This is a genomic window from Paraflavisolibacter caeni, assembly GCF_025628885.1.
Lineage (GTDB): Bacteria > Bacteroidota > Bacteroidia > Chitinophagales > Chitinophagaceae > Flavisolibacter > Flavisolibacter caeni.
The window spans coordinates 1-14,820 of record NZ_JAOTIF010000054.1 but is presented as its reverse complement, the minus strand read 5'-3'; the positions used below and the strand labels follow the sequence as shown (position 1 = coordinate 14,820).

Here is a 14,820-nt window from a genome sequence, read left to right as displayed (position 1 = left end):
CTATCCTTCGACCATCTTTCGACTATGCTTCGATCTGAATGGAGCAAATGCTCCTAAATAAGGGGAAAACAACCTACCGGCAGAACGCCTTCAAAGCCTTTAATGGAGTTAATGGAACTGGTCCTAAAGATACAAAACCAACCCCCTCCTTCCAAGTTTTGCTCCCCTCACTTTACCCTTCCTCCAATTCACCATTCACCATACCAGGGCCATACCTAATCAGCAAAATTGTCCACTGAGTTCAAATTCAAATAATTTGACATAAGGAAAATTGTAAATCATGAGCTGTCAAATGATAACTTTATTGACGGAAACTATAAAAAAGGAGCATATCCAATTTGATTATCCAATGTTTAATTACTTAAAACTCAAAACTCTATATCCTAAAATCCAAACTAACAATTGAATCCCTTATTTTTGCGGCTCAAATTTTACAAACGTGGCTTCTCAAACATTACAATCTGTAGCTACCAAGTTTACAAAGGAAACTTATCTGTATTGGTACGAGTTGATGCAATTAATCCGTCAATTTGAATTGATGGCCGAGGAAAAGTATAAAATGGATGGAAAAATCCGTGGCTTTTTCCATGCGTATATTGGTCAGGAAGCAATTGCTGCTGGATGTATGACGGCTACTAAGCCTGATGATTCATTCATTACAGGATATCGTGACCACGGTTTAGCCATTGCAAAGGGTGTATCTGTAAATTCTTGTATGGCTGAACTTTATGGAAAAGCTACAGGTAATTCTAAAGGTAAAGGTGGTAGCATGCACTTCTTTGGAAAAGACGTGAACTTTTTTGGCGGTCATGGGATTGTAGGGGCACAAATTGGTACAGGTGCAGGTATTGCATTTGCAGAAGCCTATAATAATACGGATAATGTAGTATTATGCTTTTTTGGTGATGGTGCTGCCCGTCAGGGTATTTTGCATGAGACCTTCAATCTGGCAATGCTGTGGAATCTTCCAGTTATTTTCATTTGTGAAAATAACCATTATGCAATGGGTACTGCCGTTAACCGTTCTTCGAACGTTATTGATATATATAAACTGGCCGATGCTTATGATATGCCAAGTGATGTGATTGATGGTATGAGGCCAGAAACTGTTCACGAGGGAGTTGCCCGTGCTGTTAAGCGTGCACGCGAAAAAGGTGGTCCAAGCTTGCTGGAAATTAAAACTTACCGTTATAAAGGCCACTCTATCAGTGATCCTCAGAAATACAGGACAAAAGATGAAGTGGATGAGTATCGCGCGAAAGATCCTATTTCCATGTTACTGAAAACAATCTTGGAAAATAATATTGCAACCCAGGAAGAAATTGACCAGATTAATGAAAGAGTTGATCAGGCAGTGGCTGAAAGTGTGAAATTCGCAGAAGAGTCTCCTTGGCCAAATGATGATGAAGTGTTAAAAGATGTATACGTTGACAAAAATTATCCATTTATTGTTGATTAAAAAATAACGACTGCTTTAATTTTATTTTCATGGTAGAAACAAAACAATTGCAAGAAAAAGACGATAGCCAGGTTGTGGTTGATCGTGCGAAAGATTTTTGGACACGTTATAGCCGCCCAATTCTGATTGCTTCAGCTGCTATTATCATCATTGGAGGTGCTTACCTGGCTTATAAATATCTTTATAAACTGCCCCAGGAACAAAAAGCAGCAGATGCTATGTTCAAGGCGGAAGAATACTACCGTCTGGATTCTTTGAATGCTGCTTTGAACGGTGATGGGGTTAATGCAGGCTTTTTAAAAGTAATTGATAAGTTTGGCGGAACAGATGCCGGTAATATGGCAAAGTTCTATGCTGGTCATATTGAGTTAAAACTTGGAAAATTTGATCAAGCAGCAAAACATCTGAAAGATTTTGGAACTGATTCCAAATTAATTCAGGCAAGAGCTTATAAATTGCTTGGCGACGCTTATGCTGAACAAGGAAAAAATGGCGAAGCTTTAGAAAACTACAAAAAAGCTGCCTCTCATTTTACTGATGATGAAGCCAATTCTTCTGAATATCTTTTTGTAGCTGCTTATTTTGCTGATAGGGTTATGAAAAACAAAGAAGAAGCTATCGATTTGTTCAAAGAACTGAAACAGAAATTCCCTCGTTCTGAAAGAGGTTTCGAGGCTGAGAAATATCTCGCACAATTAGGAGTTTATAACTAAGCTTTTAGGCAAAACATTATGACAGAAGCAAATAGTAAGCTTTTACAAGAGATTGAGGGCATCCGTAAAGTAAAGGATGCCCTTGTTGTTTTAATTAAAACGGAATGGAATAGTGCAATTGTAGATGAACTGGAAAGGGGTGCCATTGAAATATTTAAACAGTATGGTATTCATTTTAAGACATATGCTGTTCCGGGAGCTGTGGAAATTTCTTTTGCTATACAGCAGTGTTGGGCCAACAATAATACGCCATCAGCATTTATCGCCTTAGGATGTGTCATCAGGGGAGATACCCCACATTTTGATTATGTGTGCAAAGCAGTAACAGATGGCGTTACTCAATTAAATCTGTCCTTACCTGTACCGGTTATTTTTGGCGTCCTGACTGTTGATACGGAATTGCAGGCGAAGGAGAGAATCGGAGGTGTTCATGGCCATAAAGGAGAGGAGGCTGCCATTACTGCTTTAAAAATGATTGTGCTTAACCAGCAGTTCCGAAATGAAGAATAAGTCGAATGACGAATTAGATTAGGTCGTAATTGACAAATTGGTTTGTCATTTATAATAGAAATCTTATGAATGTACAGCTATTCGTTCCCTGTTTCGTAGATCAGCTTTTCCCGCAAACTGCCTTTAATGTAGTAAAAGTTTTAGAAAAGGCAGGTTGCTCTGTTTCCTATAACCCATCTCAAACCTGTTGTGGTCAACCTGCTTTCAATGCTGGTTTTTGGGATGATGCTCGTGATGTTTGCACCAAGTTTATTAAAGATTTCAATGCTTCAGAGTACATTGTAGCACCAAGTGCGAGTTGTGTAGGTTTTGTCCGAAACTATTACACCAGGCTTTTTGAAGATACCACTCAATTGATTGATGCGAAAGCCATTGGTGAAAAAATATTTGAGCTTTCAGATTTTCTGGTTGATGTTTTGGGTTATACCGACTTTAATGCGAAACTTACTGGTAAAGCTACTTATCATGATTCTTGTGCGGGCTTAAGGGAATGTAAAATTAAAAATGAACCCAGGAAGCTTTTGGCAAACGTGGAAGGATTGGAATTAGTAGAAATGCAGGATGTAGAAACCTGTTGTGGTTTTGGAGGTACATTTGCTGTTAAGTATGAACCAATCTCAATAGGAATGGCAGAACAGAAAGTCGAAAATGCGCTGGCAACAGGGGCTGACTACCTGATTTCAACTGATCTATCTTGTTTAATGCACTTACAGGGGTATATTGATAATAAAAAGTATTCATTAAAGACTATGCACTTAGCTGATATTCTGGCAAGTGGATGGTAAATTATGATTTTAAATTCTAAATAGTTATGGCTTTTTGGTTGGTAAAATCAGAACCTTTTAAATATAGCTGGGATCAATTTGAAAAAGAAGGACAGACATATTGGGATGGTGTTCGCAACTATGCTGCCCGAAACAATTTGAAGGCAATGAGAAAAGGTGATGAAGTATTGTTTTATCATAGCAATGAAGGTTTGGAAATAGTCGGAATAGCCAAAGTAGTAAAGGAGCATTACCAGGATCCTACCACGGATGAAGATGCATGGGTTGTTGTTGACCTACAACCTGTGAGAAAACTAGCCAAACCAGTAAGTCTGAAGTTAATAAAAGGAGATGAGCGCTTATCTGAAATGGCTTTACTTAAGTTAAGCCGTTTATCAGTGCAACCTGTAAAACAAGAGGAATGGAACATTGTTTTGGGTTTGGCTGGAGAATAGACTGGTTAGAAAAAAAATTAAACTTCAGTTGAATTCATAAAGCTTGTTATTCATTTTTTCTAAAATATACTTCAACTTGGGCAGCATATAATGTTTAACTTTATTATACTTTAATCAAGTATTGTAAAACGAAAACCTATTATATGCTGCAAGAAGTTTTTTCTGCGGCGCCGACATTGCACCACCCAAGGATGCTAACGCCGCTTCCGTCATTAACGGCAGAGCTTCCTGAGCTCGAAAGTAAAATTTCATTTCTACCATTTGTTAGTTACCTGAAGGATAAACTTCCTAAAGTTTCAGAAACGACTTCAAAATTCTTTACTCAACTAATAGATAATTTAGAGCGTAGACCGGCTTTATTAAGTCCGATGAATAACTTGTCGAGTTTGGAGGAACAATCTGAACTTTTGGAGATGCTTTGTACTGCTCTTTTTCCCGTAGTGAGTGAACATGAAAAAAACAGTTTTGCTTTATCAGTTCCCTACCAGTTTCAAATATTTCATCACTCAGAGCCCTTCGCCAGATTATTCTTAGATCAAACAAAGGAACACCTGCTTCTTCCAGAAAACCTGGCAAGTGACCAATTAAAGAACATTGAATGTTCCATGATTTATAGTCATGTATTGGAAAAGTTTTATGGCATCAAATTGAATGATAGTCCAGAACTTGTATATCCAGTTTCAGATGCCAATACCGGATTGAAGCGGTATTTTAAAATAAAATATGACAGGCGTTTTATTGATGTACACCTGAAAGGTGTTTTGCCACCTATTCATGATTGTGCAGTTTGCTTGAATACTTTTAGAATTTTAGATCTTGAAAAGCAATTACAAGCCATGCCGCTTCATTTATTTGAAGTAGAAGGTTTCGCTGTTTGGGTAGCAGAAGACGTGACTACCGATGAATCATTGGAGACAATAAAAAAGATACTCTTGCGTCAGAAAAGCTGTGACATGGGTATTGCCGATGAACTGAAGGAAGCTATTCATGCTCTTGTAGGGTTAAATGATATACAGATAGGATTATCCCCATTTCTGAAAGTAAATAATCGCTATATACTGGATGATACTTGTTCGCAAAATAGTTTGGGGGGGAAACAAATGCTTTCTAATGATCCTGATAGCCAGGCTGCATTCTCCATGTATGTAGGATTTCTCAGCGAACATCCTGAACCTATCACATTTTCTGTTCTTAGTGAGGATTTAGTCCGCGACATTCCCTTATTAAAACCAGTATTTGATATGGGAGCCAGAAGCTATATTCATTATCCTATGCAAAATAGTGACGGCTTATTGGGAGTTCTTGAAATAGCTTCTCCTATACCGAACCTATTAACATATGAGGTAATGAGCCGTTTGGAGCCAGCTATACCTTTATTATCGGTGGCATTACTGAAAAGTATAGATGCATTCCATCAAAAAATTGAAAACCTGGTCAAGGAAAAATTTACAGCCTTACAACCATCTGTAGACTGGAAATTTGCTGAAGTAGCATGGGAAAGTCTTAGAAATAATGATATTGGTACACCTAATGTGGTTTTTGAAAATGTTTATCCATTATATGGCGCTATAGATATACGAAATTCCTCAATGGAAAGAAGCCATGCCATTCAGAAAGATCTTAAAGAGCATCTTGTTGTCATTGACGAAATACTAAACCGGTTAGAAGAACAAGTGCATCTGCCCTTGCTGGAAGGATTGAAATTCAAGATTTTCACCATTCAGCAAACTATCCAGGAAAATATGCTTACCGAGGATGAAGTTCGAATCAATGAATTTATTGAAAATGAAGTTAGGCCCGTATTAGGGCATTTACAAAGGATGAATCCTCAATTACAAAAAATTGTGGATGATTACTTTGATATGGTTCAAAGCCCTGATAGCCCATTGTGCAGGTATCGTAAAGAATATGAAGAAACTTTATCGATAATTAATGAGACGATGTTACAGTTTCTAGATAAGGAAGAAGATTCTGTACAAAAATCGTATCCACATTATTTTGAAAAATACCGAACAGATGGTGTGGAATACAACATTTATATAGGGCAGTCTATTGCGCCTAACTACCCATTTGATTTGCTTTATTTGAAAAATATACGTTTATGGCAATTGCGTTCAATGGCAGAAGCAGCACGTATTTCTCATAACCTGTTGCCTTCTTTGAAACTACCTTTGCAAACAACTCAGTTAATATTAATTCAAAGTCAGTGCATTTCCATACTCTTCCGGAGAGATGAGCGGCGATTTGATGTGGAAGGTGCTTACAACATTAGATACGAAATCATCAAAAAAAGACTTGATAAGGTCCATATAAAAGATTCAACAGAACGGCTTACCCAGCCTGGTAAGATTGCGATTGTTTATTCCAACCAAAAGGAAGTTCCTGAATATCAACAATATATAGAGTTTTTGCAGAATAAGAATATCCTCCAACCGGGTATTGAATTTCTTGATTTGGAAGAACTTCAAGGTGTTAATGGATTGAAGGCAATGCGTGTAGCCATCAATCTTGAAAAATAATGTATTGGTTTCGAGATTAACCCTGCTAAGTCAGAAATAATATGACTGTTTTCCTATCTATTTTTATGCATATATAATATTTGTAACGTATTTATTTCGTTAAAAAACCGCGTCGATATTGCTGTTTCTGCTATTTAATTTGATTTCTCTTTTAAGTTTTGGCATCTTTGCGGCCATTTTTAACTTGAAAAATTAATATTGTGAAAGAACGATTGTCAATTGTTCCTTTTATTCTGCTTATTGCCATATCAATTTTAGGAGTTATTCATTCCAATGTACCAACCAAACCAATGGTAACAGAAGGTTTAGTCGCCGGAGATGTCGCATGGATGTTGTGTTCAGCTGGTTTAGTATTATTAATGACTCCAGGTTTGGCTTTATTTTATGGTGGAATGGTAAACACCCGCAATGTAATTTCCACGATGCTTCAAAGCTTTATTTGCATGGGTATCATCAGTATTCTGTGGATAGTAGTTGGCTTCAGTTTAGCTTTTGGAGATTCTATTGGAGGCTTTATAGGAGATCCGAGGACATATTTCATGTTTAAAGGTGTTTTAGAAAGCAAGCCATGGCCATTAGCGAGCACGATTCCATTGGTACTTTTTGCTTTTTTCCAATTAAAATTTGCTGTGATCTCTCCTGCATTAATCACTGGGTCTTTTTCTGAAAGAATCCGTTTTACATCATATATTCTGTTTGCAAGTTTGTTTAGCATGTTGATTTATGCACCTATTGCGCATTGGACATGGCATCCTAATGGGATTTTGTATAAGATGGGTGTTCTGGATTTTGCAGGCGGTACTGTTGTTCATATTTCTGCAGGTTGTTCCGCTCTTGCTGCAGCCATTTATTTGCGTAAGCGCAAAACCGGAGAGTTACATTTAAACCCTTCCAATATTCCATTTGTACTTACAGGTACCGGTTTGCTTTGGTTTGGCTGGTTTGGTTTTAATGCCGGTTCTGCTGGTGGTGCCAATCACGTGGCTGCTATTGCATTGGCTACTACAAATACAGCGGCTGCTTCTGCTGGTATTGCCTGGACCCTTTTTGATGTTGTTAGAGGAAAAAAACCTTCAGCCTTAGGATTTTGTATTGGTTCCGTAGTTGGTTTGGTGGCTATTACACCTGCTGCTGGTTATGTGACAATTCCTAATAGTATTTTTATAGGAACTGTTGCCAGTATTATCAGTAATATAGTTGTAGCTCTTTCTGCTAAAACCAACCTGGATGATACACTTGATGTATTTCCTTGTCACGGTGTAGGTGCGATGGTGGGCATGCTGTTTACAGGGGTATTTGCTAATCGGGCTGTCAATCCTTTGAATGAGACAGGCAATGGATTACTTTTTGGTGAGACTAAATTGTTTCTTGCCCATCTTACAGGATTAGGAATTGTTGTAGCATTTTCATTCTTCGGGGCTTTCTTACTGTTAAAGATTACAGATATGATTTCTCCTTTAAGGGTATCTAAAGAGGAGGAATTAGAAGGTTTAGATATTACGCAACATGGCGAACAAGTCTCAATGAGAGCATAAATACAACACTTCTCAATAAAAAGCATGTCACTTTTGATACAAGATGAACACAAAAGTGACATGCTTTTTTAATGTTTAAGGATATTTGCTTATGATTAGTTATAATCCAAAGGACTGGGCATTATTCCTTTACCGTTTTCACAAGTCTGATACGCTACGTAAGTTGCTGCCTTTTATTTTGGCTATTGGTATTTATTCCTGGTTGATTGCTTTTTTGATAACCAGTTATGTTCCGGCCGACAGTAACTTAAAAAATATGTCACTAATCCATACTTTACTTGGATTTGCTATTTCAATGTTACTTGTTTTTCGTACCAATACGGCTTATGATCGTTGGTGGGAAGGTAGAAGGCAGTGGGGGGCTTTGGTGAACAGCAGTCGAAATTTGGCCCTAAAATTAAATGCTATGCTGGCACATGATCATGAAACCAGGGCATTTTTCAAACAATTGATTCCTCGGTTTGCGCTGGAATTGATGGTCCATTTACAAAAAGAAGAGACAAGGTTTTTACTTGATGAAAAGACTCATCCGGAGATTCCAAATTTTGACCGGAGCAAGCATATGCCTGGCCAGGTTGCAGGTTTGCTGATTAGCCGCATTAACATGATGTATGTACAAAACCAAATTACGGGTGAACAATTGATCTTGCTAAATAGTGAAATCAATTCATTTATGGATATTTGTGGTGCATGTGAACGGATTAAAAACACACCAATTCCCTTTTCCTATAGTGCCTTTATTAAGAAGTTTATATTTTTTTATGTGATCACACTGCCTTTGGGTTATGTTTTTAATATGGGGTATTTCATTATCCCTGTGGTAGTTTTCATTTTTTATGTATTGGCAAGTCTTGAATTAATTGCAGAAGAAATTGAAGATCCATTCGGTCGTGATACCAATGACCTACCCATGCAAAGAATAACAGAAAATATTACAAAGAATATTGCAGATATTCTCACATGACCAACGGAAATTGTTGCTACTATCATATAAAATATATTTATTATGAAGGTCTGTTTTCATAACCTGTTCAAAATCATTTGTCGTACTTACATTTTTACAGTCCACATTTCTGTATTTCAGTAATTTTGCGGCCTTTCCATCATAAACCACCAGGAAGTACAAATGAAAGAAAAATTGCAACAGTTGGCCTTAGAATTGGATGGCGAACTGTTTTTTGACACCACGATGCGCACCTTGTATGCTACTGATGCATCGGCTTACCGGGAAATTCCACTGGCTGTTGCTATTCCCAGATCCGTTGAAGATCTTAAAAAGCTGATCCATTTTGCTCGCGCACAGAAAACATCCTTGATTCCTAGGACTGCTGGAACTTCATTGGCTGGACAGGTTGTAGGGGATGGTATTGTAGTGGATGTGTCTAAGCATTTTACTAAAATACTGGAACTGAATAAGGAAGAAGGTTGGGTTCGTGTGGAACCTGGCGTTATACGTGATGAACTGAACATGTTCCTGAAACCTCATGGCTTGTTCTTCGGGCCGGAGACTTCTACTGCAAACAGGGCTATGGTTGGTGGTATGGTGGGTAATAATTCGTGTGGCTCCAATTCGGTTGTATATCGCAGCACACGCGAGCATTTGCTGGAAGTAAAGGCTTTATTGAGTGATAGCTCAGAGGCGGAATTCAAAGAATTGAATATTGATGAGTTTCACCAGAAATGTGAAGGTAACACTTTGGAAGCCGCTATTTACAGAACTACCCGCAGTTTATTAAGCGATTATAATAACCAGGAGGAAATCAGGCGAGAGTTTCCAAAAAAGAGTATTGAAAGAAGAAATACCGGGTATGCGGTAGATGTTTTATTAGAGTCGGCTCCTTTTACAGCGGGTTCAGAAGATTTCAACTTTTGTAAATTAATAGCCGGTTCTGAAGGTACTTTGGCTTTTTTGACGGAGATCAAATTGAATGTAGTGCCACTACCTCCAAAGGAAACCGGTTTGCTTTGTGTTCACTTCAATTCAATAGATGAATCACTCCGGGCCAACTTAATAGCATTGAAATATAGGCCAAGCGCCAGTGAACTTATTGACCATTACATTCTTGAATGTACTAAAGATAATATTCAACAAAGGCAAAACCGCTTCTTTGTCCAGGGAGACCCTGGAGCTATTCTGGTTGTAGAATTTGTAAAAGAAACCCGCGAAGAAATAACAGAAATAGCAAAGCAAGTGGAAGAGGAAATGAGAGCTGCTGGATTGGGTTATCATTTCCCATTACTTTTTGGAGCTGACACAAAAAAGATCTGGACGCTTCGAAAAGCTGGTTTAGGGTTGCTTAGTAATTTACCTGGAGATGAAAAAGCTGTTCCTGTAATTGAAGATACAGCAGTAGATGTTGAGGATCTGCCTGCTTACATAGCAGAATTCAATGAGATTTTGAAAAAGTATAATCTCTATTCTGTACACTATGCGCATGCTGGTTCCGGTGAATTGCATTTACGTCCTATCATTAATTTAAAAACAGAAGAAGGCAACAAATTGTTCCGCGCTATTGCGGAGGAAATTGCTACGCTTGTTAAGAAATACAAGGGTTCATTAAGTGGTGAGCATGGTGATGGCAGATTGCGCGGTGAATTTATACGCCAAATGGTTGGTGAGAAGAATTATCAACTGTTGAAGGAAATTAAAAAGGTCTGGGATCCGGAAAATATTTTCAATCCAAATAAGATTGTGGATACCCCTTCCATGAACAGCATGTTGCGCTATAAGCCAGGGCAACAAACGCCTGTTTTCAATACCGTTTTCCGTTATCCAAACCAGGATGTTTTGCAGCATGCCGAACAATGTAATGGTTCTGGCGACTGCCGCAAGACTCATTTATCTGGCGGCACCATGTGTCCATCCTATATGGCCACCAGAAATGAGAAAGATACAACCAGGGCAAGAGCGAACATTCTTCGTGAGTTCCTGACCAATTCTGATAAACTGAACCGCTTTGACCATGAAGAGATCAAAGAGGTGATGGATCTTTGTTTAAGTTGCAAAGGTTGCAAATCTGAATGTCCCTCCAATGTGGATATGGCAAAATTGAAAGCAGAGTTCTTACAGCATTACTATGATGCTAATGGAGTTCCTTTCCGTTCTAAACTTATTGCTAATTTTACTCAATCTGCCAAGCTAGGGGCACTGATGCCAGGTGTTTACAACTTCTTTGTAACGAATTCTTTTACAGGTAATATAATCAAACGTTTCTCTGGTTTTGCAACAGAACGTTCAATGCCTACCTTGTATAAAACAACTTTATTAAGCTGGTATAAAAAGCATCGCAAGAAATTGGCAACAGGCAACGGGCGGTTGGCAAAAAGTGCAAGAAAAGTATACCTGTTCTGTGATGAGTTTACCAATTATAATGATACTGAGATAGGCATCAAAGCAATTCAATTACTGGAAAAACTTGGTTATGAGGTTGAGATTCCAAAGCATGAGGAGAGTGGCAGAACATGGCTTTCCAAAGGTTTGTTAAGGACCGCCAAGATGATCGCCAATAAGAATATTGAGTTGCTTAGTCCTATTGTAACAAATGAAACTCCGTTGGTGGGTATAGAACCCTCTGCTATTCTTACTTTCAGAGATGAATATCCTGACCTGGCAGATGATGAATTGTTGGAAGCATCGCACAAATTGGCAAAGAATGTGTTCCAATTCGATGAATTCATTGCAGGTGAAATTGATAAAGGTAATATTACAAGGGAGCAGTTTACTAAAGAGAAGAAAGCAATTAAGCTGCACGGACATTGCCAGCAGAAATCTATCTCATCGATCAATCCAATGGTAAAAGTATTATCCTTTCCTGAAAATTATACGGTTTCTACCATTCCTTCAGGGTGTTGTGGTATGGCTGGTTCTTTCGGTTATGAGAAAGAACATTACGAGGTTTCAATGAAGATCGGGGAATTGGTATTGTTGCCTACAGTACGTCAGCAATCAGAAGATGTCATTATCGCAGCTCCAGGTACAAGTTGCCGTCACCAAATCAAAGATGGTACTGGCAGAAAGGCCAAGCACCCAGTAGAAGTATTGTGGGAAGCGATTGTAAAATAAACTGGTTAAAAGACAACTGATAAGCGTCAACGTAAATTTATTGCTTATCAGTTGTCTTTACTTGATTTTGGTAAGTTTTGCTCACTTCTTCAATATTCTTTGTTTTCATTTTTTGCAGGTCCTGATCTTTTACTTTATTGAAATAAGCATATTCTTTTCCGTTCCATCTCCATATTGGGAATTCAAATCCAGGACCACCTATTATTAAGTCTGGATATCCTTTATTGATTGTAGGTATAACTTCCGGTGCTGTGCCAGGAAAACCCAGATTTGTTGAATAGCTCCCATCTGCTTTTTAAATATAAAGAACTACACTTGAACCGGTTTGCCCTGAAGTATAAGAATTTCCATACACAACAAAAATATCTTCCTTTCCATCTTTGTTTAAATCTGAGGGGAAAACCTGTGCTGTAAAGGGGAATTCACTTCCTTCATCTTCCATTGAAACAAACTGGGTTTTATCTTTTGATAATTTAACCCCTAAATTTTTATAGATAAGGTTTTTATCAGCTATGGAAAGGCTGCTTTTTACATTGGTAAATAAAAGTTTAGCACCTTCTGCAGGATTAGTTTGGGCAAAGGAAAGTATAGAAAGTATAAGCAGGATTGGAGTAAAGAAAGTTCTATACATCTTCAATGGTTTAGCATTTATAAGTTACTAAAAAAGCAAAAGCCAGCAAAATCAGTTACTCAATCAGGATGTACTAATCATTTCTGCTGTTTGCTCTTCTACTTCCGATATGCTTGCTTTAAATTTGATAATTTTTCTGCCTATTATTAAAACGGTGAAACTAGAAAGAGAACAGATTGCCATAATGCCAGTCATAGGCAGGGCTGTTTTATTGTTCAAGATACTTACTAAGGCTGATGTGAGTGTACCTACTCCCATTTGAATGGCGCCAAGGAGAGCAGAAGCAGTGCCTGCATTTCGGCTGAAAGGGGCAAGGGAAAGTGCTGAAGAATTGGGGAACGTGAATCCCTGGCAACATAAAAATATAAATATGAAGAAGATGGTGCTGAACAGGTCGAGTAAACCAAAGAATGTTCCCGCCGCTAGAATGACTCCAGAAAGTGACTGACAGAGTAAGGCAATGCGGATGATTTGTTCGCTTGTATAGGTTCTTAATAAAACACTATTTACCTGGCTTGAGATGATAAGGCCTAATGCAATCAATGCGAAGATCCATCCATATTGTTTTTCGGTTACTTTGTACAATTCCATAAAAACATAAGGAGAGCCTGAAATATAAGCGTAAAGTCCAGATGAAGCCAGTGACCCAGTTGCAGCATAGGTATAAAACTGGGGCTCATTCAGTACATTAAAATAACCTTTTACAATAGCGCCTGGCTTTAATGATTTTGTAAGGTCTGGTGGCTTGGTGGTTGGAAAGACAAAATGGACTGCTGTTAATATCAATGCTGATAATAAGGTTAACACCACAAATACATATTGCCAACCAAAGTTTGCTGATATGTACCCACCAAGGGTTGGTGCAATCACAGGAGAAATGCCAATGACCAGCATAAGTGTTGAAAATACTTTTGCATTATCTTTTACAGGAAACACATCTCTGACTGTAGCCCTTGATGCTACCATCCCTGCACAGCCTCCTAACGCCTGTAGTAAGCGCAGCGTAATGAGCGCGTCCACAGAGTTGACAAAAACACAACAAGCGGATGCTAACAGGTATAATGATAAACCAAAGTAAAGTGGTCGCTTACGGCCGAAACGATCCAAAATAGGTCCGTAAATTAATTGCCCCACTGAGATGCCTATGAAAAATGAGGACAACGAGAGGGATACATGAGCTACTGTAGTTTTGAGGTCTTCAGCTATTGCCGGAAATCCAGGCAGATACATGTCTATGGAAAATGGTCCAATAGCTGAGAGACTGCCAAGTATCAAAATCAACAAAAACTTGCTCTTTCCTTTCATGTATGCAAGGTGCTAAAATAATATGCCATTGCAAGATTATTATCCAGGGAAAGTAAATTTACAAGATGTCTTCGAACGAATTCAGATAGGCAGGGAAATGTTCAATGCGCATTAAACATCTGGATTTGGGACATCATATTTAATTGTGATATCGTGCTGTTACTTAAGATAAAGAAGTAATCCATGCTATTTCATAATATTCATCGCTTCCTTTTGTACAAGTAAATATAAAAGAAGTCATTACGGGTACTGTTAAATAATCAATATCGTAATTATCGCTCTTTATACAAGTGATCTCAACACAACCATCTGCTTTGGATATGGCAGACGACCAGTCTATTTCCTCAAAATAACTTGAAAACTTATTGATATTCTTCTTTTTCTTTTGTCCTGCGCTCTCTTCCAAAGGATTTGAATAAAAATTTGACATTGAAAGTTGAGGTACTGTTATTCTACTTTCTACGGAAGTTATTATTGATGCTTGTTTCATGACTTTACAATTTTATAGTTATTGACTCTTCTTCATTAACCCTTAACCCTCATTTCCGTCATTTTCCTAAATATAGCCAAATGGGATGCCAGATTTTAAAATTAAGTGTTAGAACTAATGTTTCTTCATTAAAACGGGAATAGTTTTTAATAAGAATTGAGGGCTGTTTAAAGGAAGTATAATAGGAGTAAATAGGGAGTACATATGGAGTTAGACCGTAGTAAGGTCTCCTATGTTTGTTTTTTGAAGCAGTATTTTTTGAGAGGAGTCGGGAAGGTCTGGGTAGTTTTGAGTCCATCAGTGAAAAAGGGTGAGCGTACAATTTAGGTCTAAGTAACCCCTGAGGGTATACTGTTATAGAGATTTTACCTCCCCT

At 38.0% G+C, this 14,820-nt stretch carries 12 protein-coding genes; 9 read left to right on the top strand and 3 right to left on the bottom strand.

Going from position 1 to position 14,820, the window contains the following annotated elements; all coding sequences use genetic code 11:
• Positions 1 to 511: 511 nt before the first annotated feature.
• The 9 genes from pdhA (at position 512) to OCK74_RS27440 (ending at position 12,018) form a co-directional block, all read left to right on the top strand.
• On the top strand, positions 512 to 1,459 hold the full coding sequence (gene pdhA / locus OCK74_RS27480; RefSeq protein ID WP_423803184.1) for a pyruvate dehydrogenase (acetyl-transferring) E1 component subunit alpha: 948 nt from the start codon (positions 512 to 514) through the stop codon (positions 1,457 to 1,459).
• 29 nt (positions 1,460 to 1,488) lie between these two features.
• Entirely contained in the window at positions 1,489 to 2,172 is a 684-nt protein-coding gene (locus OCK74_RS27475; RefSeq protein ID WP_279300330.1) for a tetratricopeptide repeat protein, read from the top strand.
• A gap of 18 nt (positions 2,173 to 2,190) precedes the next feature.
• The gene (gene ribH, locus OCK74_RS27470; protein WP_279300329.1) at positions 2,191 to 2,682 is read left to right on the top strand and encodes a 6,7-dimethyl-8-ribityllumazine synthase; all 492 of its coding nucleotides are present in this window, start codon (positions 2,191 to 2,193) and stop codon (positions 2,680 to 2,682) included.
• 65 nt (positions 2,683 to 2,747) lie between these two features.
• Positions 2,748 to 3,467: a (Fe-S)-binding protein gene (locus tag OCK74_RS27465; RefSeq protein WP_279300328.1), complete on the top strand. Its 720-nt coding sequence runs from the start codon at positions 2,748 to 2,750 to the stop codon at positions 3,465 to 3,467.
• 26 nt (positions 3,468 to 3,493) lie between these two features.
• Positions 3,494 to 3,901: an EVE domain-containing protein gene (locus OCK74_RS27460; protein WP_279300327.1), complete on the top strand. Its 408-nt coding sequence runs from the start codon at positions 3,494 to 3,496 to the stop codon at positions 3,899 to 3,901.
• A gap of 143 nt (positions 3,902 to 4,044) precedes the next feature.
• The gene (locus OCK74_RS27455; protein ID WP_279300326.1) at positions 4,045 to 6,420 is read left to right on the top strand and encodes a hypothetical protein; all 2,376 of its coding nucleotides are present in this window, start codon (positions 4,045 to 4,047) and stop codon (positions 6,418 to 6,420) included.
• A 200-nt stretch (positions 6,421 to 6,620) separates the two neighbouring features.
• The gene (locus tag OCK74_RS27450; protein WP_279300325.1) at positions 6,621 to 7,955 is read left to right on the top strand and encodes an ammonium transporter; all 1,335 of its coding nucleotides are present in this window, start codon (positions 6,621 to 6,623) and stop codon (positions 7,953 to 7,955) included.
• Positions 7,956 to 8,046: 91 nt separating this feature from the next.
• Complete coding sequence (locus OCK74_RS27445) at positions 8,047 to 8,919, top strand: bestrophin family protein (protein WP_279300324.1); 873 nt, start codon at positions 8,047 to 8,049, stop codon at positions 8,917 to 8,919.
• A 162-nt stretch (positions 8,920 to 9,081) separates the two neighbouring features.
• Positions 9,082 to 12,018 carry an FAD-binding and (Fe-S)-binding domain-containing protein gene (locus tag OCK74_RS27440; RefSeq protein ID WP_279300323.1) on the top strand — a complete coding sequence of 979 codons (2,937 nt, stop codon included), beginning with the start codon at positions 9,082 to 9,084 and terminating at the stop codon, positions 12,016 to 12,018.
• Between the two features lie 295 nt (positions 12,019 to 12,313).
• Here the strand turns inward: OCK74_RS27440 and OCK74_RS27435 are convergent, their stop codons facing one another.
• The 3 genes from OCK74_RS27435 to OCK74_RS27425 all read right to left on the bottom strand — a co-directional run bounded on the left by OCK74_RS27435 (position 12,314) and on the right by OCK74_RS27425 (position 14,444).
• Positions 12,314 to 12,649 carry a hypothetical protein gene (locus OCK74_RS27435; RefSeq protein WP_279300322.1) on the bottom strand — a complete coding sequence of 112 codons (336 nt, stop codon included), beginning with the start codon at positions 12,647 to 12,649 and terminating at the stop codon, positions 12,314 to 12,316.
• Positions 12,650 to 12,712: 63 nt separating this feature from the next.
• Positions 12,713 to 13,954: a multidrug effflux MFS transporter gene (locus tag OCK74_RS27430; RefSeq protein ID WP_279300321.1), complete on the bottom strand. Its 1,242-nt coding sequence runs from the start codon at positions 13,952 to 13,954 to the stop codon at positions 12,713 to 12,715.
• Between the two features lie 163 nt (positions 13,955 to 14,117).
• On the bottom strand, positions 14,118 to 14,444 hold the full coding sequence (locus tag OCK74_RS27425) for a hypothetical protein (protein WP_279300320.1): 327 nt from the start codon (positions 14,442 to 14,444) through the stop codon (positions 14,118 to 14,120).
• Between the last annotated feature and the right edge of the window lie 376 nt (positions 14,445 to 14,820).